The 24,653-nt window shown below is 76.1% G+C and carries 12 protein-coding genes and 2 pseudogenes; 10 read left to right on the top strand and 4 right to left on the bottom strand.

All coding sequences use genetic code 11. The features are described 5' to 3' along the window. Positions 1 to 55: 55 nt before the first annotated feature. Genes recC through recD form a run of 3 tightly spaced genes read left to right on the top strand, consistent with a single transcriptional unit; the run spans position 56 to position 8,888 of the window. The gene (gene recC, locus HJG43_08090) at positions 56 to 3,523 is read left to right on the top strand and encodes an exodeoxyribonuclease V subunit gamma (protein UER54504.1); all 3,468 of its coding nucleotides are present in this window, start codon (positions 56 to 58) and stop codon (positions 3,521 to 3,523) included. Next, positions 3,520 to 6,954 carry a UvrD-helicase domain-containing protein gene (locus tag HJG43_08085; GenBank protein ID UER54503.1) on the top strand — a complete coding sequence of 1,145 codons (3,435 nt, stop codon included), beginning with the start codon at positions 3,520 to 3,522 and terminating at the stop codon, positions 6,952 to 6,954. Before recC ends, HJG43_08085 begins: the two co-directional genes overlap by 4 nt. After that, positions 6,951 to 8,888: an exodeoxyribonuclease V subunit alpha gene (gene recD / locus HJG43_08080; protein UER54502.1), complete on the top strand. Its 1,938-nt coding sequence runs from the start codon at positions 6,951 to 6,953 to the stop codon at positions 8,886 to 8,888. The genes HJG43_08085 and recD overlap by 4 nt, the downstream gene beginning before the upstream one ends. 18 nt (positions 8,889 to 8,906) lie before the next feature. Here recD and HJG43_08075 read toward each other — a convergent pair whose 3' ends face one another. Further along, entirely contained in the window at positions 8,907 to 9,653 is a 747-nt protein-coding gene (locus tag HJG43_08075; GenBank protein UER54501.1) for a hypothetical protein, read from the bottom strand. Positions 9,654 to 9,830: 177 nt separating this feature from the next. Here HJG43_08075 and HJG43_08070 point away from each other — a divergent pair, with 177 nt between their 5' ends. Then, on the top strand, positions 9,831 to 10,322 hold the full coding sequence (locus HJG43_08070; GenBank protein ID UER54500.1) for a carbonic anhydrase: 492 nt from the start codon (positions 9,831 to 9,833) through the stop codon (positions 10,320 to 10,322). Between the two features lie 2 nt (positions 10,323 to 10,324). Here the strand turns inward: HJG43_08070 and HJG43_08065 are convergent, their stop codons facing one another. Next, entirely contained in the window at positions 10,325 to 10,945 is a 621-nt protein-coding gene (locus HJG43_08065; GenBank protein UER54499.1) for a threonylcarbamoyl-AMP synthase, read from the bottom strand. A 46-nt stretch (positions 10,946 to 10,991) separates the two neighbouring features. On the opposite strand from HJG43_08065, the gene HJG43_08060 reads away from it, so the two are divergent. Both HJG43_08060 and HJG43_08055 read left to right on the top strand, forming a co-directional pair. Beyond that, on the top strand, positions 10,992 to 11,615 hold the full coding sequence (locus HJG43_08060) for a hypothetical protein (protein UER54498.1): 624 nt from the start codon (positions 10,992 to 10,994) through the stop codon (positions 11,613 to 11,615). A 196-nt stretch (positions 11,616 to 11,811) separates the two neighbouring features. Beyond that, positions 11,812 to 13,386 (top strand): annotated as a pseudogene (locus tag HJG43_08055) (DEAD/DEAH box helicase). Here the strand turns inward: HJG43_08055 and HJG43_08050 are convergent. Continuing rightward, positions 13,274 to 14,542: pseudogene (locus HJG43_08050) on the bottom strand (HlyC/CorC family transporter). The pseudogenes HJG43_08055 and HJG43_08050 overlap by 113 nt on opposite strands. A gap of 128 nt (positions 14,543 to 14,670) precedes the next feature. Here HJG43_08050 and HJG43_08045 point away from each other — a divergent pair. Further along, the gene (locus tag HJG43_08045) at positions 14,671 to 15,888 is read left to right on the top strand and encodes an acyl-CoA dehydrogenase (GenBank protein UER54497.1); all 1,218 of its coding nucleotides are present in this window, start codon (positions 14,671 to 14,673) and stop codon (positions 15,886 to 15,888) included. On the opposite strand, the gene HJG43_08040 is transcribed toward HJG43_08045, so the two are convergent. Then, positions 15,863 to 16,621 (bottom strand): Crp/Fnr family transcriptional regulator, encoded by a 759-nt coding sequence (locus HJG43_08040; protein UER54496.1) that lies wholly within the window; start codon positions 16,619 to 16,621, stop codon positions 15,863 to 15,865. The two genes, HJG43_08045 and HJG43_08040, sit on opposite strands and share 26 nt — an antisense overlap. Positions 16,622 to 16,767: 146 nt before the next feature. Between HJG43_08040 and HJG43_08035 the strand changes: the two genes are divergently transcribed. From HJG43_08035 to HJG43_08025, 3 genes are all read left to right on the top strand, one after another. After that, on the top strand, positions 16,768 to 17,007 hold the full coding sequence (locus HJG43_08035; GenBank protein ID UER54495.1) for a heavy-metal-associated domain-containing protein: 240 nt from the start codon (positions 16,768 to 16,770) through the stop codon (positions 17,005 to 17,007). A 129-nt stretch (positions 17,008 to 17,136) separates the two neighbouring features. Further along, positions 17,137 to 18,981, top strand: coding sequence for a cation-translocating P-type ATPase (locus HJG43_08030; protein ID UER55823.1), 1,845 nt, complete (start codon positions 17,137 to 17,139; stop codon positions 18,979 to 18,981). Beyond that, positions 18,950 to 24,637, top strand: coding sequence for an ATP-grasp domain-containing protein (locus tag HJG43_08025; protein ID UER55822.1), 5,688 nt, complete (start codon positions 18,950 to 18,952; stop codon positions 24,635 to 24,637). The genes HJG43_08030 and HJG43_08025 overlap by 32 nt, the downstream gene beginning before the upstream one ends. Positions 24,638 to 24,653: the final 16 nt, after the last annotated feature.

The following is a 24,653-nucleotide window of genomic DNA, read 5'->3' as shown; positions in this document are numbered from 1 at the left end:
GGCCCGGTGCACCGGCCGGGGGCCAGCCGGCCACAGGTCACGGGGAGGGGACGACGTGCTGAGGACGCACCGCTCGGAACGCGCGGACGCGCTGGTCGCACCGCTCGCCGCGGTGCTCGCCGTGCCCCCGCAGGACCCGTTCACCCCGGACGTCGTGGCCGTCCCCACCCGGGGCGTCGAGCGGTGGCTGGCCCAGCGGCTGTCCCACCACCTCGGCGCCGGCCCGGACGGCGAGACCGGGGTGTGCGCCAACATCGACTTCGCCTCCCCGTCCCGGCTCGTCGGCTCCGTGCTGGCCGGGGTGCTCGCGGGGGTGCTCGACGTCGACCCGGACGACGACCCGTGGCACCCCGACCGGCTCCTCTGGCCGCTGCTGCGGGTGATCGACCACTCCGCGGGCGAGCCGTGGTGCGAGGTGCTCACCCGGCACCTCGGCCTGGACGTCGCGGTCGACCCCGACCCCGCTGATGCCGCCGACCCCGCCGACCCTGCCGACGCTGTCGACGCGGCTGACTCTGCTGGCCCCGACGACCCGACCGGCCCGCGCCGCGGCCGCCGTCTCGCCGTCGCCCGGCACCTGGCCGGCCTGTTCGCCTCCTACCACCGGCAGCGACCCGGGCTCGTGCTCGAGTGGCTCGACGGCGGGGACGGGGACGGCGCCGGCGGCACCGTCCCGGCGGACCTGCGGTGGCAGCCCGAGCTCTGGCGGCGGGTGCGCCGCGAGGTCGGCGTCCCCAGTCCCGCCGAGCGGATCGAGGACGCCGTCGCTCTGCTGCGCGACCAGCCCGACCGGGTGGACCTGCCGGCCCGGCTCAGCGTGTTCGGGCCGACCCGGCTGCCCGCCGAGCACCTCGCCGTCCTCGCCGCCCTGGCCGAGCACCGCGACGTCCATCTGTGGCTGCCGCACCCGTCCCCCCGGCTGTGGGAGAAGGTGGCCGCCGCGTCGGCGCCGGGCCCGCGCCGCCGGGCGCTTCCGCCGCTGGCCGCCCACCCGCTGCTCGCGTCGATGGCCCGCGACACCGCCGAGCTCCAGGTTCGACTCGGCGCGCTGGCCGTCCCGCACACAGACGAGCACCACCCGGCCCCGGCGCCCCCGGCCACCCTGCTCGGCGCCCTGCAGCAGCGGCTGCGGGACGACGACGCCACCTTCCCGCCGGTGCCGTTCGACCCGCAGGACCGCAGCGTCGAGGTCCACGCCTGCCACGGCCGGGCCCGCCAGGTCGAGGTGCTCCGCGAGGCACTGGTCGGCCTGCTCGCCGACGACCCCACCCTGGAGCCGCGCGACGTCCTCGTCATGTGCCCGGACGTCGAGGCCTACGCCCCGCTCGTCACCGCGACCTTCGGCCTGGCCGGGGACGACGACGGCCCGGACGTCGTCCACCCCGGCCAGACGCTGCGGGTCCGCCTGGCCGACCGGTCACCGCGGCGCACCAACCCCGTGCTCGGAGTGCTCGAGGACCTGCTGCGTCTCGCCGACGGGCGCGTCACCGCCTCGGAGGTCCTCGACCTCGCCGCCCGCGAACCGGTCCGGCGCCGGTTCGCCCTCGGCGACGACGACCTCGACCGCGTCCGCAGCTGGGTGGTCGCCACCGGGACCCGGTGGGGCGAGGACACCCGGCGCCGCGCCCGGTACGGGCTCGGCGTCCTGCGCCAGGGCACCTGGGACGCCGGCCTGGACCGGCTGCTGCTCGGTGTCGCCATGGCCGAGGAGGACCACCGCTACGTCGGGTCAGCGCTGCCGTTGGACGACGTCGACAGCACGGACGTCGACCTCGCCGGACGCCTGGCCGAGCTCGTCGACCGGTTGGGCACCGTGCTGGCCGCCCTCGACGGCACCCGGCCGCTGGCCCACTGGCTCGACGACCTCGACCAGGCCCTGGACCTGCTCACCGACGTCCCGCCGGACCAGTCCTGGCAGGCCGTGCAGGCCCGCCGCGTGCTCGCCGACGTGCGACGCGCCGGGCAGGCCCACGACGGGGTGCCGCTGCGGCTGCCCGACGTGCGGGCCCTGCTCGCTGGCCGGCTCGAGGGCCGGCCCACCCGCGCCGGGTTCCGCACCGGCGCCCTGACGGTGTGCTCGCTGGAACCCATGCGCGCCGTCCCGCACCGGGTCGTGTGCCTGCTCGGCATGGACGACGGGGCGTTCCCCCGCGGCACCGGTACCGACGGGGACGACGTCCTGCTGCGCGACCCGTGCCTGGGGGAGCGGGACCAGCGCAGCGAGGACCGCCAGCTGTTCCTCGACGCGGTGGCCGCGGCCGGGGAGCGCCTCGTCGTCCTGTACGCCGGCGCGGACGAGCGCACCGGAGCCGTCCGGGCGCCCGCCGTCCCGGTCGGGGAGCTGCTCGACGCCCTCGACGTGACCGCCGCCGCCGGTGACGGCCGGCCCGTCCGCGACCACGTCGTCGTCCGGCACCCCTTGCAGCCGGTCGACGACCGGGCCTTCACCCCCGGCGCCCTGCGCCGGCCGGGCCCGTTCAGCTTCGACGTCCACGCCCACCGCGCCGCGCTCGCCGCCCGCGCCGGACGCACCCCGACACCGCCGTTCCTGCCCGGGCCGCTGCCCGCCGAGCCCTCGCCCGCCGAGGTCGACCTCGACGACCTCGTCGCCCTCCTCGAGCACCCGGCCAAGTGGTTCCTGCGTCACCGGCTGGGCATCTCTTTGGCCGGGGACGAGGCGGACGTCGAGGACCGGCTGCCGCTCACCGTCGACCCCCTGCAGAAGTGGGCGGTCGGCAACCGGCTGCTCCAGGCCGCGCTCGCCGGCGTGCCCCGCGACCGGGCCGCGGCCGCGGAGTGGCGCCGCGGAGAGGTACCGCCCCGGGCGCTGGGCCGGGCGGTGCTCAACACGGTCCTCGACGAGCTCGCCCCGGTCCTGGCCCTCACCCGCCGGCACACCGGCGACGACCCGGGTGACGGCGAGGTCCTCGACGTCGCCGTCGACCTGCCCGACGGCACCCGGCTCACCGGCAGCGTCACCGGCGTGCACGAACGCACCGTCGTACGCGCCGTGTACTCCAGGCTCGGCGCCAAGCACCGGCTGCGGGCCTGGGTCCAGCTGCTCGCGCTCAGCGCCGCCCGCCCGGACGGCGGGTGGCGGGCTGTCACCGTGGGACGCGGCCCGACCGGGCGGCCCACGGCCACCGCGGCGCTGCTGCCACCACTGGACCAGGCCACCGCGACCCGGCGGCTCGACGAGCTCGTCCGGCTGCGCCCCCGGGCCGCCCGCCAGCCGCTGCCGCTGCCCGTCGACACCGCCGCCTCCTACGCCCGGGCCCGGCTCGGCGGCGACACCGAGCCGGTCGCCCTGGAGGCCGCCGCCCGCACCTGGCACGACGGGTTCGAGCGGGCCGACGAGCACCACCGGTTGTGCTGGGGCGACGACGTGCCCCTGAGCGCCCTGGCCGGCGTCCCCGACCCCACCGAGCAGGCCTGGTGGCCGCAGGAGACCACCCGGTTCGGCGTCCTGGCCCGGCGGGTGTGGCACCCGCTGCTGGCGCACGAGGAGACCGAGACGTCATGACCTCCCTGCTCGCCCCACCGGACGTCTTCGACGTCTGCGGACCGCTGCCCACCGGCACCACCGTGCTCGAGGCCAGCGCCGGCACCGGCAAGACCTTCACCATCGCCGCCCTCGCCACCCGCTACGTCGCCGAGGGGCACGCCGACCTCGCCGACCTGCTCCTCGTCACCTTCGGTCGCGCCGCCACCAGCGAGCTGCGTGACCGGGTCCGGGAGCGGCTCGTCAGCGCCGAACGGGCCCTGCGAGCCGTGGACGCGCGTACCGCGGACGACCCGCTGATCCGGTTGCTCGCCGACGTCGACGACGACGAGCTCGACCGTCGCCGCAGCCGCCTCACTCGGGCCCTCGCCGACGTCGACGCCGCCACCATCACCACCACCCACGGCTTCTGCCACCAGATGCTGCTCTCCCTCGGGGTCGCTGGGGACATGGACCGTGACGCGGTGCTCCTGCCGGACATCGCCGACCTCGTCGACGAGGTCGTCGACGACCTGTACCTGCAGCGGTACGCCGACGACCCCGACCCGGTCCTCAGCGTCTCGGAGGCCCGCGCGGTCGCTCGCGCCGCGGCCGGGGACCGGCAGGCGCGGCTCGAGCCCGCCGACGCCGACCCGGCCACGCAGGCCGGTCACCGGTACGCCCTGGCCCGGGACGTCGTCGCCGAGGTCGCCCGCCGCAAACGGGCCCGTCGGCTGCTCGACTACGACGACCAGCTCACCCTGCTGCGCGACGCCCTCGTGCACCCCGAGCACGGACCCGTCGTCGCCGAACGCGTCCGCTCGCGCTACCGGGTGGTGATGGTCGACGAGTTCCAGGACACCGACCCCGTGCAGTGGACCGTGCTCGAGCGCGCGTTCCACGGGCACCGCACCCTCGTCCTCATCGGCGACCCCAAGCAGGCCGTCTACGCCTTCCGCGGCGGCGACGTGCACGCCTACCTGGCCGCCCGGACCCGGGCCCACCACGTCGCCACCCTCGGGCGCAGCTGGCGCAGCGACGCCCCTCTGGCCCGCGCCCTGGACGCCGTCCTGGGTGGCGCCGCCCTCGGTGACGACGCGATCGTCGTCCACCCGGTGCAGGCCCAGCACGCCGGCCGCCGGCTCGACGGCGGCGCCCCGCTGCGGGTCCGGCAGGTGACCCGGGCCGCGTTCGGGCCCCGCTCGCCGTCCGCCGGCCCCAGGGTCCAGTCGGCCCGCGACCTCGTCGTCGCCGACGTCGCCGCCGACGTCGTCCGCCAGCTGGGCGGCGTCCGGGTGCAGGACGGCGACGGCTGGCGCCCGCTGCGGCCCGCCGACGTCGCCGTGCTCACCCGGACCAACAAGGAGGCCGCCCAGGTCCGCGACGAGCTCGTCGCCTGCGGCGTCCCCGCCGTCGTGTCCGGCCAGGCCAGCGTCTTCGACACCCCGGCCGCCCGGGCCTGGACCACCCTGCTCGCCGCCCTCGAGCAGCCCGGGCGCTCCGGGCTGGTGGCCGCGGCCGCCCTCACCCCCTTCCTCGGCTGGGACGCCGCCCGGCTGGCCACCGCCGGGGACGACGAGCGCGACGCCCTCGCCGACACCCTGCGCCGCTGGAGCCGGCTGCTCGCCACCCGCGGGGTCGCCGCCCTGCTCGAGGCGGCCGCAGCCGACGGGCTGGCCGAGCGGCTGCTGCGCACGGACACCGGTGAGCGCGTGCTCACCGACCTGCGCCACATCGGGCAGGTGCTGCACGCCGCTGCCCTCGAGCACGGGCTCGGGACCTCCGCGCTCACTGAGTGGCTGCGCCGGCGCACCCAGGAGGCCGACGCCGACTACGCCGAGGAGCGCAGCCGGCGGCTGGAGACCGACGCCGCCGCCGTCCAGGTCGTCACCGTGCACTCGGCCAAGGGCCTGGAGTTCCCCGTCGTCTACGTGCCGTTCGCCTGGGACCGCCACGACGGTCGCCCGCCCGGGGTGCTGCGCTACCACGACGAGCGCGGCGAGCGGGTGCTGTCCGTCGGCGGCTCCACCGACCCCGGCCACGACGAGGCCGTCGCCCGCCACCGGGCCGAGGAGCGCGGCGAGGACCTGCGCCTGCTCTACGTCGCGCTGACCCGGGCCCGCTCCCAGGTCGTCCTGTGGTGGTGCCCGACGCAGCGGAACACCGCCTGCGGGCCGCTGACCCGGCTGCTGCTCGGCGGGCACCCGCCCGGTGCCCAGCCGCCCGAACGGGTCACCGCCGCCCGCCTCGCCGACGACGCGGTCGCCACCCGGCTGGCGGGGCTCGCCGCGGGCTCGCAGGGGACCGTCGTGCACGAGCTGGTCGACGCCGCCCCCGCCCGGCTGCACTGGCCGGCGGCCGAGCCCACCGGCGCGGAGCTGTCCGTGGGCCGCCTCGGCCGGGTCCTCGACCAGACCTGGCGCCGGACGTCGTACACCGGCCTCACCGCAGCCGCGCACGCCACCGCGCCCGGGGTGACCAGCGAGCCGGAGACCACCGGCGTCCAGGACGAGACCGACATCGCCGTCCGGGGCGGTGCGGCCACTGCCACGGGAACCGGGGAGGCGACCGGGGAGGTAGCCGGCGAGCCCGCCGGGGACGACCCGTTGGCGCAGCCCTCCCCGATGGCCGACCTGCCCGGGGGAGCGGCGTTCGGGACCGTCGTCCACGAGGTGCTCGAGCACGTCGACCCGGAGGCCGGCGACCCGGCCGCCGAGCTGGCCCGTCGCTGCGCCGAGTCCGGGTCGGCGCGGACCGTGGGCGTCGCTCCCGAGGTCCTGGCCGCCGCTCTTGAACCGGTCCTCGCCACGCCGCTCGGCCCGACGCTCGACGGGCTGACGCTGGCCGACGTCCCGGCTCGCGACCGGCTGGCGGAGCTGGAGTTCGAGCTGCCGCTGGGCGGCGGGGACGCCGGTCTGCCGATAGGCGGCGGGGACGCCGCAACGGCCGGTCGGGTGGCCGGGGCCCTGGCCGACGTCGCGGACCTGCTGCGCCGCGAGCTGCCCGCCGACGACCTGTTCGCCGCCTACCCCGACCGGATGCTCGACGACGGCCTCGGCAGCGCCCGGCTGCTCGGCTACCTCACCGGCTCTATCGACGTCGTGCTGCGGGTCGGGCCGCCCGAGAACCGGCGGTACGTCGTCGTGGACTACAAGACCAACCACCTCGCCGCCCCCGACGAGCCGCTCACCCTCGGGCACTATCGGCCGGCGGCGATGGCCGAGGCGATGATGCGCTCCCACTACCCGCTGCAACTGCTGCTCTACACCGTCGCCCTGCACCGCTACCTGCGCTGGCGGGTCCCCGGCTACCACCCCGACCGCCACCTCGGCGGCGGCCTGTACCTGTTCGTGCGCGGGATGGCCGGACCGGCCACCCCGGTCGTCGACGGCAGCCCCTGCGGGGTGCTGGCGTGGCGTCCCCCGACCACGGTCGTCACCGGCCTGTCCACCCTCCTGGACGGCACCCGGTGAGCCCGCCGGAAGCCGCCGCCGGCAGCGACCCCCGCATCGCGGTGCACGCCCCGCCGCTGATCGCCGAGATCAACCGGGCCGGCGTCGTCGCCGCCCCCGACGTCCACGTCGCCCGCCGGCTCGGCCGGCTCACCGGCGAGGACGACGAACGGGTGCTGCTCGCCGTCGCGCTCACCGTCCGGGCGCTGCGGTCCGGGTCCGTGTGCCTGGACCTCGACGACCTCGACGCGCTCGCCGTCCCCGAGGCGGAGGACGCCGAGCCGCTCGGTGCGCTGCCCTGGCCCCACCCGGAGCAGTGGCGCGCCGCCATCGCCGCCAGCCCGCTGGTCGCGGTCGGCCCCGACGGGTCACCGGAGCGCCCGGTCCGGTGGGTCGACGGGCGGATGTACCTGGACCGGTACTGGCGCGACGAGCAGCTCGTCCGCCGGCACGTGGACGGCCGGCTCACCGCCGGGTCCGGCCAGGGCACTGCCGGGTCCGGTCAGGGCACCGGCCCGACCGGGGTCGACCCGCTGCGCGCCGGGCACGCCGCCCGGCGGGTCTTCCCCCGGCCGCAGGACGCCCGCCAACGGCTCGCCACCGCCTGCGCCGTCCTGAGCCCGCTCACCGTGCTCACCGGCGGACCGGGCACCGGCAAGACCACCACCGTCGCCCGGCTCCTGGCCGCCCTCGACGACGTCGCCGGACCGGGACTGCGGATCGCCCTGGCCGCGCCGACCGGCAAGGCCGCGGCCCGGCTGCAGGAAGCCGTCCGGGCCGAGGTGGCCGACTTGCGCAGCACCGGCGTCGTCGGCGGGCAGACGGCCGACCGGCTCGGCGGTCTCACCGCGTCCACCCTGCACCGCCTGCTCGGCTGGCGGCCCGGGACCAGCACCCGGTTCGTCCACCACCGCGGCCACCACCTGCCGCACGACGTCGTGGTCGTCGACGAGACCTCGATGGTGTCCCTGCCGCTCATGGCCAGGCTGCTCGAGGCGCTGCGACCCCAGGCGAGGGTCGTGCTCGTCGGGGACCCCGACCAGCTCGCCTCGGTCGAGGCTGGCGCCGTCCTCGGCGACCTCGTGGCCCGCCCCCCGGTCGCCGGGACCCTGCCCGCACTGCTCGCCACCGCCGTCCCGGACGACGTCCCCCAGCACCCGGCGGACCGGACCGCGCTCGGCAACGGCGTCGTCCGGCTGGAACGGGTGCACCGGCACGGCTCCGTCATCGCCGAGCTCGCTGGCGCCGTCCGGCACGGGCGCGCGGAGGAGGTCCTCCACCTGCTGCGCACCGGCAGGGACGCCGTGTCCTTCGTCGAGGTCACCACCGAGCGGCCCACCGCCGCGGACGTCGCCGGGGTGCGGGCCGACGCGGTGGCCGCGGGCACCGAGCTGGTCCGGGCCGCCCGCCGCGGAGACGTCCCCGCTGCGCTCGCCGCCCTGGAGCGGCACCGGCTGCTGCTCGCTCACCGCCGCGGCCCGGCCGGCGTCGCGCACTGGGCCGCCGAGGTGGAGGCCTGGGTCGCCGAGGAGACCGGGCCCGACCCGGGCGGGGCCCACGGCCCCTGGTACCCCGGGCGGCCACTGCTCGTCACCGCCAACGACCGCGACAGCGGGCTGTACAACGGCGACACGGGTGTCGTCGTCGCCGCGCCCGGCGGGGTGGTCGCCGTCTTCGGCACCCCCGAGGCCCCGCTGCTGGTGCGCCCGCACCGCCTGCCGGCCGTGCAGACCGTGCACGCGATGACCGTGCACCGGGGGCAGGGCAGCCAGTTCGGCGCCGTGTCGCTGCTGCTGCCGCCGGCGACCTCACCGCTGCTGACCCGTGAGCTCCTGTACACCGCCGTCACCCGGGCCCGCGAACGGGTCCGGGTCGTCGGGACCGCGGCCGCGGTCACCGCCGCCGTCGAGCGGCCGGTGCGACGGGCCAGCGGCCTGCGCCGGCCGATCGGCTGAGCCGCCGCTACGAGCGGGTCAGCCGCGCGGCCCCGGCGCCGTCCCGACGAGCCGGCAGGCGGCGTCCCACTGCTCGGCCGACGGCGCCTGCACGGTCCCGCGCCCGAGCACCTCCCGGCTCACCGCGATCGCGTCGACGAGCAGGTCGTAGAGCATCCGCTCCGGGTCGTGGGTGCACGACGTCGCGATCCCCTCGACCGCGTGCCGGACCGTGTTGGGTGCGGTGAACCGGCGGAAGGTCCGCACCGAGACCGGCACCCGGCCGCCGACCCGCCGCCGGAAGTCCCGCGCCCACGCCTCCGCCCCGGGCGCCAGCCGGAGCACGGCCCGGACCTCGGGGGAACGGATCTCGTCGTCCGGCGGCCCGCCGTCGAGCAACCGGTCGACGGCCTCGGTGGCGAGCAGCGCGAGGGCGAGCACGTGCTGACGCTCCTCGGAGGTCACCGGCAGCGCCCGCACGGCCGCCAGCCGGGCCAGCTCGACGTCCAGCCGCGGGTCGTCCCCGACCACGCCGATCACCGACGGGATCAGCGGCGCCAGACGGGGGCGGGCGTCGTCCCCGGTGACGTCGTTGACGTGCCGGGCCAGCGCCGCGAGCAACGGGTGGGTACAGGCCGGGTGGTCGCTCCACCGCTCCCCGGCCAGGAAGGAGGCGATCTCCATGAAGCACCCGCCGTGCCGCGGTCTGCGGTGCTTGCCGCGGGACAGGACGGGTAGCGCGTCCGGGACGTCGAGTGCGTCCGCGACATCGAGGATGTGGGCCACGAGGCACCCCCTGGGGACGGGTCGTCCGACCCGACCAGTCTGCGCCGCCGCGGTCGTGTCGTCCAGCCCCTGTCGAGCCCTTGTCGACGCCGGGCTCCTCTGCGAATCTCGTGGCTCCGTGGGGCTGTCGCTCCGCGGCCCGAAGAGTTCCGTGCGAGCCCGGTGAGGAGCACCGCCATGAGCATGACCGATGAGCTTCTGCGGAACGCCGAGGCCTACGCCGCCTCCTTCGACCTGGGCCATCTGCCCATGCCGCCAGGTCGGCAGGTCGCCGTCGTCGCCTGCATGGACGCCCGCCTCAACCCGTACGGCCTGCTCGGACTGGCGGAGGGCGACGCCCACGTGATCCGCAACGCCGGTGGGGTCGTCACCGAGGACGTGATCCGGTCCCTTGCGATCAGCCAGCGTCTCCTCGGGACACGCGAGATCATCCTCATCCACCACACCGACTGCGGAATGCTGACTTTCACGGACGACGGCTTCAAGGCGCAGGTCGAGGCCGACACCGGCATCCGTCCGCCCTGGGCCGCTGAGGCCTTCCAGGACCCCGCCGAGGACGTGCGGCAGTCACTCAGGCGGATCACCGCCAACCCCTTCATCCCGCACAAGGAGCAGGTGCGCGGCTTCGTCTACTCGGTGACCGACGGCACGCTCACCGAGGTGCACTGACCTCAGCTGAAGCGGGAGGGGTCGCCGACCCCGACCCGCACGACCTCCGGCTCCGGGCCGGACCAGTCGACGACGGTGGTGGGTCCGGGGCGGCTGTCACCGCAGTCCAGGACGACGTCGACCGCGCTGTCCAGCGTCTCCTTGATCTCCCAGCCGTCCGTCATCGGCTCCTGCTCCCCAGGCAGGATCAACGTGCTCGACATCAGCGGCTCCCCGAGCTCGCGGAGCAGGGCCGTCGTCACCGGGTGGTCCGGGATGCGCACACCGACGGTCCGCTTGCGCGGGTGCGCGAGTCGGCGCGGGACCTCCTTGGTCGCCGGGAGGATGAACGTGTACGGCCCGGGGGTCGCCGCCTTCACCGACCGGAACGCGGTGTTGCTCAGGTGCACCAGCTGGCCCAGCTGCCCGAAGTTTGCGCACAGCAGGGTGAAGTGGTGCCCGTCGTCGAGGCCGCGGATCCGCCGGATCCGCTCCGCGCCGGTCGGGCTGCCCAGCACGCAGCCCAGGGCGTAGCCGGAGTCCGTCGGGTAGGCGATGAGGGCGTCGTCGCGCAGCATCCTGACGACCGTGGCGATCGCGTGCGGCTGCGGGTCCTGGGGGTGCACCTCGAGGTACCTGGCCATCCTGGGAGCGTAGGGCGCCCGGCCCGGGTGTGGTGGACTGACGTCCGTGTCCACCTCCGGTCCTGTCACCCCGGTCGATGGCGTCCCCGCGGTCCCCGACGGTCGAGGCGGGCCCGGTCTTGCCGTCGTCCTGCTCAGCCTGGTCCTGGCCGCCGTGCTCGGGGCCGGGGCCGGGGTCCTGCTCGGCCGGCTCGGTGGGCCGGCCGGCGGCACCCCGGTCGTCACCATCACCGACGAACCGACCCAGGAGCCCGTCGCGATCGAGCCCGTCTCGGTGACCAGCTACGACCCGGTCGGCGGCAGCGGCTTCCAGGACGAGGGCGGCGGCGCGTGGAGCACCCAGACGTACACCACCGCCGACTTCGGCCGGCTCAAGCCCGGCGTCGGCCTGCTCGTCGACCTCGGCGAACCCCGCGAGGTCGGCACGGTGACGTTCGACAGTGCCTCCGCGGGGGTGGCCGTCGCCCTGCTCGCCGGTGACGCTCCGCCGTCCGGGGCCGCTGAGGGGATGACACCGGTGGCCGAGACGACGACCGTCGCCGGGACCAACGAGCTGTCCGCCGCGGACGCCGGCGCCCACCGGTACTGGATGCTCTGGGTCACCTCGCTCGCCCAGCGCGGCGACGGCTACGGAGCCGACATCACCACCCCCACCCTGACCACCCCCTGACGTCCCCTCGATCTCTGGAGGCTTTCCGTGGTCTCACGGCCACTTGAGACCACGGAAAGCCTCCAGAGATCGCGTGGCACCAGGGGGGCGGACGCCGGTTGGTCTGGGGTAGGGCATACTGGGACCTGCGAGGCAGCGCCGACCCGGCGCACCCGCCCGTCGTGGAGCTCCCGCCCGGCACCCGCCCTCACCGGCCGTGTCCGTGCCCGTTGCGCGGCGCCCCGACCCTCTGCCCGGAAGGCACCTCCCCTTGACCAGCAGCACGCTGTCCCCTGTTCGCACGTCCCCTCGCAGCACCCGCACTGCTCCAGCCGCCGCTCCCGCCGGGGCCGACGGCTTCACCGCCCTCGGCGTCCCGGCGGCCCTGGCGGCCATCCTCACCGCCCAGGGCATCACCGCCCCGTTCCCGATCCAGGCCGCGACCCTGCCGGACTCCCTGCGCGGCCGTGACGTCCTGGGCCGCGGCCGCACCGGCAGCGGCAAGACCCTCGCCTTCGCCCTGCCGCTCCTCACCCGGCTCACCGCCGGGGGCCGGCGCACCCGCCCCGGCCACCCCCGCGGGCTCGTCCTGGCGCCCACCCGCGAGCTCGTCAACCAGATCACCGCCGTCCTCGAGCCGCTCGCCGCGGTCGCCGGGCTGTCGGTGACCACCGTGTTCGGCGGGGTCTCCCAGCACCGTCAGGTCACCGCCTTGCGCGCCGGCGTGGACATCGTCATCGCCACGCCGGGCCGGCTGGAGGACCTGATGGGCCAGCGGCACATCGCCCTGGACGCCGTCGAGGTCACCGTCCTGGACGAGGCCGACCACATGGCCGACCTCGGCTTCCTGCCCGGGGTCAAGCGGATCCTCGACGCGACCCCGGCGGGCATCCAGCGGCTGCTGTTCTCCGCCACCCTGGACAACGGCGTCGACGTGCTGGTCCGCCGCTACATGCGCGACCCGGTGACGCACTCGGTCGACTCGGCGTCCTCTCCGGTCGCCGGCATGACCCACCACGTCCTGGCGGTGGACGGTCCGGGCGACAAGCGGGACGTCGTCCACGAGCTGGCCGCCGGCACCGGCCGCCGGCTGCTGTTCACCCGCACCAAGCACGCCGCGAAGAAGCTGGCCAAGCAGCTCACCGCGGCCGGCATCCCCGCCGTCGACCTGCACGGCAACCTCTCCCAGAACGCCCGGGAGCGGAACCTGGCGGCGTTCTCCGACGGGGCGGTGCGGGTGCTCGTCGCCACCGACATCGCCGCCCGCGGCATCCACGTGGACGACGTCGAGCTCGTCGTGCACGTCGACCCGCCGGTCGAGCACAAGGCCTACCTGCACCGCTCCGGCCGGACGGCGCGCGCCGGGGCCGGCGGGACGGTCGTCACCGTGATGCTCACCGAGCAGCGCGGCGACGTCCGCACCCTGATGCGTCAGGCCGGGATCACCGCCGAGCACTCCCCGGCCTCGGCCGGGGCGCCGGTGCTGCGCCGCCTGGTCGGCGACCGCGCGGCGCACATCGAGCCCGCAGTGGCACCGGTGCCGGTGGCCGGGCCGTCCGGCACCCGCAGCCGCTCCCGCCGCTCCGGCGGCCGGGCGCGGACGGCGGTCGACGTCTCCCGGGCCGGCGGCCCGCGCCGCGGTCGCTGACCCGCAGACCTCAGTCGGGCCGGGAGACCGGTCGGACCAGCACGCGGGCGACCCGGTAGCCGTCCATCTCGACCACCTCGAGCTCGTGCCCGTCCGCCGTCACCCGGTCCCCGAGGCGGGGCACGCGCCCGAGCCGGTCCATGACGAACCCGCCGACGGTGTCGTAGTCGCCGTCCGGCAGACGCAGGCCCGGCACCGTCTCGTGGACCTCGTCGACCCGGGTGAGCCCGTCCAGCGTCCGGGCGCCCACCGGCGCCGGCGGCGGCACCTCCGGGACCAGGTCGTACTCGTCGCGGATGTCCCCGACGAGCTCCTCGATGAGGTCCTCGAGGGTGACGATCCCCGCCGTCCCGCCGTACTCGTCGACCACGACGGCCAGGTGCGTGCCCGAGGCACGCATCCGGGCCAGCGCCACCAGCGCGTGCATGGACTCGGGCAGCAGCGGCACCTCCCGCACGACGTCACCGACGACCTGGGCGCCGGCGGTCGTGGCTGGGTCGAACAGGTCCCGCACGTGGACGAAGCCGCGGACGTCGTCCGGGGTCGTCCCGATCACGGGGTAGCGGGAGTACGGCCGCCCCCGGCACGTCTCGACCGCCTCGGCCAACGGCAGGTCGGCGCGCAGGAACTCCACCTCGGTCCGCGGCAGCATCACCTCCCGGACGTGCCGGTCACCGGCCTCCAGCACGTCGCCGAGGATCCGGCGCTCGTGCACGGTCAGCGACTGGTGGCCGCGCAGCAGCACCGCCAGCTCCTCCTCGCTGATCTCCTCCCGCTGGGCCGTCGGGTCACCGCCGAGCAGCCGGACGACGACGTCCGTGGACCGGGACAGCAGCCAGATCACCGGGCGCAGCACGGTCGCCAGCAGGTCCAGGGGGATGGCGACGACGAGGGACAGGCCCTCGGGCCGTTGCAGCGCAAGGCGTTTGGGTGCCAGCTCGCCGAAGACCAGCGACAGGTAGGCGATCGCGACGGTGATGACGATGAACGCCACCGTGTCGGCCGCCTCCTGGCCGAGCCCCCAGTCCACGAGGACGGGGGCCAGGTAGGGGGCGAGCGTGACCGCGCCGTAGGAGGCGGAGAAGAACCCCGCCAAGGTGACCCCGATCTGCACGGTCGACAGGAACCGGTTCGCGTCGGCCGCGAGCCGCCCGGCCCGCGCGCCGGCAGCCCCCCGCTCGGCGAGGCGCTCCAGCTGGGTGCTGCGCAGCGACACCAGGGCGATCTCGCTCGCCGCGAAGAAGCCGCCGACGAGGATGAACAGCACGACCATCCCGACGTCGCTCAGGACGCCGTCCACCGGACCCCTCCGTCCCGCACGCTCACCGCGTCAGGATGTCACTCGTCGGCGCCTGATCGGCAGCACGGTCACCCTGCCGGCGGCGCCGGCGGCTAACCTGCGCCGCACAGCCGTCCCCGGGAGGCCCCGTGACCCAGCCGACCCGACCCCAGTCGACCCGACCCCAGTCGCCGCGACCCCGGCCGGTCGCCCCGCTCGACCTGCTCGACGTCGACTCGCTGCTGACCGAGCAGGAGCGGGACGTCCAGCGGACCGTGCGCCGGTTCTGCGGCGACCGGGTCCGGCCCCACGTGGCCGACTGGTTCGCCGCGGGCGACCTGCCGGTCCGCGAGCTGGCCCGGGAGATGGGCGGTCTCGGCCTGCTCGGGATGCACCTGCAGGGCTACGGGTGCGCCGGCACCAGCGCCGTCGAGTACGGCCTGGCCTGCCTCGAGCTGGAGGCCGCCGACTCCGGCGTCCGCTCGCTGGTCAGCGTCCAGGGGTCGCTGGCGATGTACGCGCTGCACGCCTACGGCAGCGAGGAGCACAAGCAGGAGTGGCTGCCGCGGATGGCCGCGGGCGAGGCGATCGGCTGCTTCGGCCTCACCGAGCCGGACCACGGGTCCGACCCCGGCGGGATGCGGACCCGGGCCCGGCGGGACGGCCCCGACTGGGTGCTCGACGGCACGAAGGCGTGGATCACCAACGGCTCCGTCGCCGACGTCGCCGTGGTGTGGGCCCGCACCGAGGACGGTGTCCGCGGGTTCGTCGTCCCCACGAAAACCCCCGGCTTCACCGCGACCCCGGTGCCGCGCAAGCTCTCCCTGCGCGCCTCGGTGACCGCCGAGCTGGCCCTGGACGGCGTGCGGCTGCCCGCCGGCGCCGAGCTGCCCGGCGCCCGGGGCCTGGCCGGACCGCTGGGCTGCCTCACCGAGGCCCGGTTCGGGATCGTCTTCGGCGCGGTCGGCGCGGCCCGCGACTGCGTGGAGACCGCCCTGGCGTACACCGCGGAGCGGGAGGTGTTCGACCGTCCGCTGGCCGGCTACCAGCTGACCCAGCGCAAGCTCGCCGACATGACCGTGGCCCTCGGCACGTCGATGCTGCTGGCACTGCACCTCGGGCGGTTGAAGGACGCCGGCCGGCTGCGCCCCGAGCAGGTCAGCGTCGGCAAGCTCAACAACGTGCGGGAGGCCCTCGCGGTCGCCCGGGAGGCCCGGACCCTGCTGGGCGCCAACGGCATCACCCTGGACTACCCGGTGATGCGGCACGCCAGCAACCTGGAGTCGGTGCTGACCTACGAGGGCACCTCCGAGGTGCACACCCTCGTCGTCGGGCAGGCCCTCACCGGGCACTCCGCGTTCCGCTGAGCTCCTCCAGCCGGTCACGGTCCAGCACCGCCGTCCACCGACGCCCGGTCTCCACGACACCGTCGGCGACCAGTCGGCTCATCACCCGCGACACCGACTCCGGGGTCGACCCCGTCATCCCGGCCAGGTCGGCGCGGGTGAGCGGCAGCTGCAGCAGCGTCCCGCCGTCGGTGCGTCGCTGACCCACCCGGTCGGCGAGCCGGAGCAGGGTCGCGGCGACCCGTTCGGTGACCGTGCCCGACGCGGACCGGCTCGTGGAGGTGCGGCTGCGCTCGAGCCGGACGGCGACGTCGTCCAGCACCTGCAGGGCGACCGCCGGGTGCTCGGTGAGCACTTGCCGGAAGGCCGCCGGCCCGATCCGCAGCGCGCACACCGTCGTCAGTGCCACCGCGGACTCGGGGTAGCGGGCCTCGCCGTGCACGGTCAGCGAGCCGAACAGGTCACCGGGGACGAGGACGTCGGTGACCACCTCCGCGCCGGACGCAGTGGGCTGGGTCACCTTGACCCGGCCCTCGGCGAGCACGAACAGGTACTCGGCCGGCTCCCCGGCCCGGTAGAGGGCCTCGCCCTGCCCCCAGGCGAGGCTCTTCATCCGCCGGTCGACTCCGGCGAGCTCACCACGGGTCAGGCCGGCGAGCACGGGCACGTGGGCGAGCACCTCGAGCCGCAGCGGCAGCGGGCAGGCGTGCGGCTCGGCGCATACCCGGCGCAGCGGGGCGTGTCGGCGTGCCATCGGCGCCAGCCTAGGGCCGTTCTGCCGCAACCTGACGCACGTCATGGTCGGTGCTCCGGCGAGCTCCTAGCGTCCCGGACGTGCCCCGCGACCGTGCGGGGTCCGGCCCCGACCGGGGCCGTCCGTCCCGCCGGGAGGCAGCTGAGATGACCGCAGTACCCACCACCCCGACCCACACCGTCCTGCGCGCGGAGGGCTTCTCCTGCCCCTCCTGCGTGGCGACGATCGAGAAGCGGCTGCTGCGCCTCGACGGCGTGAGCGCGGCGACCGTCCGGTTCGCCTCCGGGCGGATCGAGGTCGACCACGACCCGCAGCGGGTCCCCGTCGGCGACCTCGTCGCCGAGGTCGCCGACGCCGGCTACCGCGCCGTGCCCGCCGCGTTCTGAGGAGAAGCCGTGCACCCTTCCGCCGCTACCCGCAGCCGGTGGGCCGTTCCCGCGGTCTCCGGTGGCCTCGTCGTCGCCGGCCTGCTGGCCGGTCGAGTCCTGGACCGGCACGCCGTCGAGGACCTGCTCATGGTCACCGCCGCCGTCGTGGCCGGCACGGGGATCGTCCGCGGCGCGGTGCGCGCTCTGCGGGTCCGCACCGTCGGCATCGACCTGCTCGTCTCCGTCGCGGCCGTCGGCGCGGTCCTCATCGGCGAGTACTGGGAGGCCGCCGCGGTGACCGTCCTGTTCGCTGTCGGGCACGCCCTGGAGGCGGCCACCCTGGCCCGCACCCGGTCGGCTCTCGCCGAGCTCGTCGCCGTCGCCCCGGACGTCGCCGTCGTCGTCCGGGACGGCGAGCAGGTACAGGTCCCCGCGCTCGCCGTCCGGCCCGGGGAGAGCGTGCTCGTCAAGAACGGGGCGAAGGTCCCCGTGGACGGCGTCGTGACCGGTGGCTCCGGGGCCGTCGACGAGTCCACCGTCACCGGGGAGTCGATGCCGGTGGAGAAGAGCCGCGGGGACGACGTGTTCGCCGGCACGGTCTCCCGCGGCGGCCTGCTGCAGGTCCGCGCCGTGGGCGTCGGCGCCGACACCACGCTGGCCCGGATCATCCACCGGGTCGAGCAGGCCCAGGACGCTCGCGCCCGCACCCAGGCGTTCATGGACCGGTTCTCGGCCTGGTACACGCCCTCCGTCATCGTCCTGGCCGTCGTGGCCGGCGTGCTGAGCGGTGACGTCGTGCTGGCGCTGACCCTGCTGGTCATCGGCTGCCCCGGTGCCCTTGTCATCTCCGTGCCGGTCGCTGTCGTCGCCGGGATCGGGCGCGGCGCCCGTGACGGCGTCCTGGTCAAGGGCGGGGAGCACCTCGAGACCACCGCCCGGGTGAGCGTGGTCGCGCTCGACAAGACCGGCACCCTGACCGAGGGCCGACCCAGGCTCACCGACGTCGTGGCCGTCGCGCCGGGCGCCGACGAAGACGACGTGCTGCGGTGGGCGGCTCAGGCGGAGGCCGGCTCGGAGCACCCGCTGGCCCGGCCGATCATGGACGCCGCACGCGCCGCGGGACTGCCCGCGCCGACGCTGCCCGAGCAGACCGAGCCCGTCCCCGGGTACGGGGTGGTGGCCGTCGTTGCCGGCCACGCCGTCCTGGTCGGGACCGCGGCGCTGCTGCGTGCCCGAGGGGTCAGCACCGCTGTCGTCGAGCCCTTGCTGGACCGGTTCGCGACGCTCGGCCGCACGCCGGTGGCGGTCGCCGTGGACGGCCAGGTCGTCGGGGTCCTCGCCGTCGCCGACCCGGTCCGGGCCGAGTCGCGACGCGCCGTCCAGCAGCTGCACGCCCTCGGGCTGCGGACCGTCATGCTGACCGGAGACGCTCCGCAGGTGGCGGTAGCCGTCGCCGCGCAGGTGGGGATCGAGGACGTCCGCGCCGGGCTGCTGCCGGAGGCGAAGCTGGACGCCGTCCGAGAGCTGCAGGCCGAGGGGCACGTGGTCGCGATGGTCGGCGACGGGGTGAACGACGCCCCTGCCCTGGCCACCGCAGACGTCGGTGTGGCGATGGGCGCTGCTGGCACCGCGGTGGCGGTGGAGACTGCGGACGTCGCGCTGATGGCGGACGACCTGCTGCGCCTGCCGTACGCGCTCGCCCTGGCCCGGCGCACCGTGCGGGTGCTGCGGCAGAACATCGCCGTGGCCGTGGGCACCGTCGTGGTCCTGCTCGTCGGGGTCCTGGTCGGCGGGGTGACGATGTCCGTCGGCATGCTCGTCCACGAGGTGTCGGTGCTGGCGGTGATCCTTAACGCCATGCGGTTGCTGCGGGGCCGGCCACGCGATACCGGCCTACCGGGCAGTAGTGCCTACGGTGACGCGGGTGAGCCGCACCACCACCACCACGTCCCCGCGCCCCTTGCGCACCGTCGCGATCGTCAACCGCGGTGAGGCCGCGGTCCGCCTCCTGCACGCCGTCCGAGAGCTCAACGCCGCCCGCGGCGAGGACCCCTCGACCCCGCCGGTGCGCACCGTCGCCCTCCACGTCACCGAGGAGGCTGGAGCCCGGTTCGTGCGGGAGGCGGACGCCGGGTACGACCTCGGCCCGGCGGCGGCACGCCCGTACCTCGACCTCGCCGTCCTCGAGCGGGCGCTCACGGCGACCGGGGCGGACGCCGCGTGGGTGGGCTGGGGGTTCGTCGCGGAGGACCCCGCGTTCGCCGAGCTGTGCGACCGGCTCGGTGTCACCTTCGTCGGCCCGGACGCGCAGGCGATGCGCCGGCTCGGCGACAAGATCGGCGCCAAGCTGCTCGCCGAGTCGGTCGGCGTCCCGGTCGCGCCGTGGAGCCGTGGACCCGTCAGCGACCTCGAGCAGGCCCGCGCCGCCGCCGACCGGATCGGCTACCCGCTGGTGCTCAAGGCGACCGCCGGCGGCGGCGGGCGGGGCATCCGCGTCGTCACCACGGACGCCGAGCTCGCCGACGCGTTCGAGCGCACCCGCCAGGAGGCCGCCCGGGCGTTCGGCAGCGACGTCGTCTTCCTCGAGCGGCTCGTCACCGGTGCCCGGCACGTCGAGGTCCAGGTCGTCGCCGACGGCCAGGGCACCGCCTGGGCGCTCGGGGTGCGCGACTGCAGCGTCCAGCGCCGCAACCAGAAGCTGATCGAGGAGTCCTCCTCCCCGGTGCTCCCGGCGGACGCCGACCGCCGGCTGCGCGAGTCCGCCGAGCGGCTCGTCCTGGAGGTCGGCTACCGCGGCGCGGCCACCGTCGAGTTCCTCTACCACCCGGGCGACGGCACCCTCGCCTTCCTCGAGGTGAACACCCGCCTGCAGGTGGAGCACCCGGTGACCGAGCTGACCACCGGGACGGACCTGGTGAAGACCCAGCTGCACGTCGCCGCGGGCGGCCGCCTCGAGGGGGAGCGGCCGAGGGAGGCCGGGCACGCCGTCGAGGCGCGGCTCAACGCTGAGGACCCCGACCGCGACTTCGCCCCCGCCCCCGGCCGGGTCGCCCTGCTGCGGCTGCCCAGCGGGCCGGGCGTACGCGTCGACACCGGCCTGGCCGAGGGGGACACCATCCCGGCCGAGTTCGACTCGATGGTCGCCAAGGTCATCGCCACCGGGCGGGACCGCGGTGAGGCCCTGGCGCGGCTGCGCCGGGCGCTGGCCGACACCCACGTCGTCGTCGAGGGCGGGACGACGAACAAGGGCTTCCTGCTCGACCTGCTCCACCAGCGCGAGGTCGTCGACGGCAGCGCCGACACCGGCTGGATCGACCGCGTCCGCGCCTCCGGCCGGCTCGCCTCCACCACTCACGCGGGCGTCGCCGTCGTCGTCGCCGCGATCGAGGTGCACGACCAGGAGGAGGCGCACGAGCGCGCGCACTTCCTCACCACCGCGCACGGCGGACGCCCGCACGTCCGGCACGAGCCGCTGCGAGCCGTCGAGCTGCGGCTGCGCGACCGGCTGCACCGGGTCACCGTCACCCGCCGCGGCCCGACCCGCTACCGGGTCGCCCCGGGGGAGGGGACGGCACCGGTCGACGTCGGGGTCGAGCGGTTCGACCGCTACACGGCCCGGGTCACGATCGGGGACAGCGCCTTCCAGGTGGTCAGCGCCACCCACGGCGCCGTGCACACCATCGACGTCGAGGGCGCCGTGCACCGGGTCTGGCGGGACGAGGGCGGGGTCGTGCGCTCCCCGGCACCGGCGCTGGTCGTCGCCACCCCGGTCGGCCCCGGCGACCGGGTCCGGCGCGGCGAGCGGGTGGTCGTGCTCGAGTCGATGAAGATGGAGACCGTCCTGACCGCCCCGCACGACGGGGTGGTGCGGGAGGTCGCCGTCGCCGTGGGCGGGCAGGTCGAGTCCGGGACGCCGCTGCTGCGGCTCGACCCCGACGACCCCGACGCCCCCGACGCCGCTCAGGACCCAGCCACGCCGCGGCCGGCGGCCGACGTCCCCGAGCCGCTCGGACTGCCCGAGGCGGCGTCGTCCACCGGCGAGGACCCCGCCGCGACCGCGGTGGCGGCGCTGCGCGACCTGCGGGACCTCGTCCTCGGCCACGACCTGCTGCCGGGGGAGCAGGACCGGGCGCTGGCCGCCTACCGGGCGGTCCGCGCCGGCACCGACCCGGTGCCACCGGCGGTCCTGGACGCCGAGGTGGCCCTGCTCGAGGCCTTCGCCGACGTGGCCGAGGTCGCCCGCAACCGGCCGGCCGGGGAGGAGGACGCCGAGACCCGGGTGCACTCCCCGCGCGAGCACCTGCACAGCTACCTGCACAGCCTGGACGCCGAGCGGGAGCGGCTGCCGGAGTCGTTCCGGCGCCGACTGGTCCGGGCGCTGGCGCACTACGGGGTCGGTGACCTCGAGCGGACCCCCGCCCTGGAGCAGGCCGTGTACCGGCTCTTCCTGGCCCAGCAGCAGGCCGCGGCGCACGCCGGCGCGGTCGCCGCCGTCCTGCAGCAGTGGCTCACCGACCGGGCCCCGGACGGGGTCCGTGCCGAGCGCGTCCACGACGTCCTGGACCACCTGGTGCTCGCCACCCAGCTGCGCCACCCGCTGCTGGGTGACCTGGCCCGCAGCGCCCGGTTCCGGTGGTTCGACCAGCCGCTCGTCGACGCCGCCCGCGCCGACGTGCTCGCCGGCGTCCCCGCCGAGGTCGACGCCCTCGCCGATCCCGAGGCGCCGGACCGGGCCAGACGGATCGACGCCCTGGTCGCCGTGCCGGAGCGGATCGTCGGTGTCCTCGCCCAGCGCCTGGAGCGCGGCGTCCCGGCCCGGGAGCCGATGCTCGAGGTCCTCGTCGGCCGGCACTACCGCGAGCACGACGTCCGCGACCTGCGGGTGCACGACGGCTCCCGGGCCGCGGTGAGCGCCCGGTACACCCTGGACGGCCGGGACACCGTCCTGGTCAGCACCCTGGGGCACGTCGAGGAGCTGGCCCCGGAAGCCGGCCCCGGGGCACCGGGCGGGCCGACCAGGCCGGCGCCGTTGGCGCGTGACCTCGCCGACCTGCTGGCCGGCGCCGGGTCAGGCGCCGGGTCAGGCGCCGGGTCAGGCGTCGAGCGGGCCGTCGACCTCTACCTGTACTGGCCGGGGGCCCCCGTGGCGCCGGACGACCTGGCCGACCGTTTACGAGTCGTGCTCGAGCAGGTCGAGGCCCTGCGGCGGGTCAAGCGGGTGGTCGTCGGGGTGCACCCGGGCGACGGCCGCGACGTCCAGTACCTCACCTACCAGCCCGAGCGGTACGGCGCCGAGGACGACGACCCCACCCGTGCCCTGGTGGAGGACCGGTTGGTCCGGGGCGTGCACCCGATGGTCGCCCGGCGCCTCGACCTGTGGCGGCTGCGGGACTTCGAGGTGACCCGCCTCGATGCGCCCGGGGACGTCCTGCTGTACCACTGCGTCGCCCCGGACAACCCGTCCGACCAGCGGCTCGTCGCCCTGGCGCAGGTGCGTGAGCTCGCCGTCGTCCGGGACGCCGAGGGCACGGTCACCTCCCTGCCGCACCTCGAGCGGGCGCTGGCCGCCTGCCTGGAGGCGATCCGTGGGGCACGGAGCGCCCGCGGTCCGGCCGGGTCGCGGCTCGACACCAACCACGTGTGGCTCACCATCTGGCCGGTGCTGGACGCCGCACTCGAGGAGCTCCTGCCGCTGAAGGAGCGGGTCTCCCCGCTCACCGTCGGCGCCGGGGTCCAGGAGGTCGTCGTCCAGGGCCGGGTCCGGGACGTCGACGGGGGCACCCGCCGGGCCGCCGTCCGGTTCGGCTACCGGCCGGGCACCGGCGTCGTCGCCAACGTCGGTGGACCGCCGACCCGGCGGCTGGCGCCGCTGGACGGCTACGCCCAGAAGGTGATCCGGGCTCGCCGTCGCGGTGCCGTGCACCCGCACGAGCTGGCCGAGCGGGTCGCCGGACCCGGCGGGCAGTTCACCGAGTACGACCTCGCCGAGGACGGGACCACCCTGGTGCCCGTCGACCGGCCGAAGGGCCTCAACACTGCCGGGGTCGTCGTCGGCGTCGCAGTCACTCCCACCGCCCGGTACCCCGAGGGCGTGCGGCGGGTGGTGCTGATGGGGGACCCGACCCGGGCGCTCGGGGCGGTCGCCGAGCCGGAGTGCCGCCGGATCATCGCCGCCCTCGACCTCGCCGAGCGCCTCGACGTGCCGGTGGACTGGTACGCGCTGTCCGCCGGCGCCCGGATCGCGATGGACTCCGGCACCGAGAACATGGACTGGGTCGCGCGGGCGCTGCGGCGCCTGGTCCGGTTCACCCAGGACGGCCGCACCGTCCACGTCGTCGTCGCCGGCATCACCGTCGGGGCCCAGCCGTACTGGAACGCCGAGGCGACGATGCTCATGCACACCAAGGGGATCCTCGTCATGACCCCGGACAGCGCGATGGTGCTGACCGGCAAGCAGTCCCTGGACTTCTCCGGCGGTGTCTCCGCGGAGGACAACGTCGGCATCGGCGGCTACGACCGGGTGATGGGCCCCAACGGGCAGGCGCAGTACTGGGCCCCCGACCTCGGCTCGGCGGTCGACCTGCTGCTCGCTCACCACGAGCACACCTACCGGGCACCCGGCGAGCCCGGGCCCCGGCGCGCGCGGACCACCGACCCGGTGGACCGGGACGTCTGCGCCACGCCGCACACCCTCCCGGGCAGCGACTTCACCACCATCGGCGACGTGTTCTCCGCCGAGCGGAACCCTGAGCGCAAGAAGCCGTTCGACATCCGCACCCTGCTGCGGGCCGTGGCGGACGCCGACCAGCCGGTGCTCGAGCGGTGGGCCGACATGGCGGACGCCGAGACCTCCGTCGTCCTGGACGCCTCCCTGGGCGGCTGGCCGGTGTGCCTGATCGGTATCGAGTCCCACCCGGTGCCGCGGCGCGGGTTCCCGCCCAGCGACGGGCCCGCCACGTGGACCGCCGGCACCCTGTTCCCCCGGTCGTCGAAGAAGACCGCCCGGGCGATCAACGCGGCCAGCGGAAACCGGCCCGTCGTCGTGCTGGCGAACCTCTCCGGCTTCGACGGCTCCCCGGAGTCGATGCGCAACCTGCAGCTGGAGTACGGCGCCGAGATCGGCCGGGCGGTCGTCAACTTCGACGGCCCGATCGTGTTCTGCGTGGTCTCCCGCTACCACGGCGGCGCGTTCGTCGTGTTCTCCAAGGCGCTCAACAGCGCGATGACCGTGCTGGCCGTCGAGGGGTCCTACGCCTCGGTCATCGGCGGGGCCCCGGCGGCGGCGGTCGTCTTCGCCGGCGAGGTGGACGCCCGCACCGCCGCGGACCCACGGGTGCGGGCCCTGGAGGAGCGGCTCGCCGGCGCCGACGACGCGGCCCGCGCCGGCCTGCTCGCCGAGCTCGAGAGCGTGCGCTCGGCGGTGCGCACCGAGCGGCTCGCCGAGGTCGCCGCCGAGTTCGACCGTGTGCACAGCATCCACCGCGCCGTCCAGGTCGGGTCCGTCGACGCGGTCATCGCCCCGCACGAGCTGCGGCCCCGGCTGGTGGCCGCGGTCGAGGCCGGGCTGGCCCGCTGCGGGCGAGGTGCGCCGTCGGACGGCGCGGGGCAGGGTGGGGACAGGACGGCCCGCGCCGGGCGGGCCGGCTGACGACGACGAGGTCCCG

It is taken from the genome of Kineosporiaceae bacterium SCSIO 59966 (genome assembly GCA_020881835.1).
Taxonomy (GTDB): Bacteria; Actinomycetota; Actinomycetes; order Actinomycetales; family SCSIO-59966; genus SCSIO-59966.
This window is presented reverse-complemented; position numbering and strand designations above follow the sequence as displayed.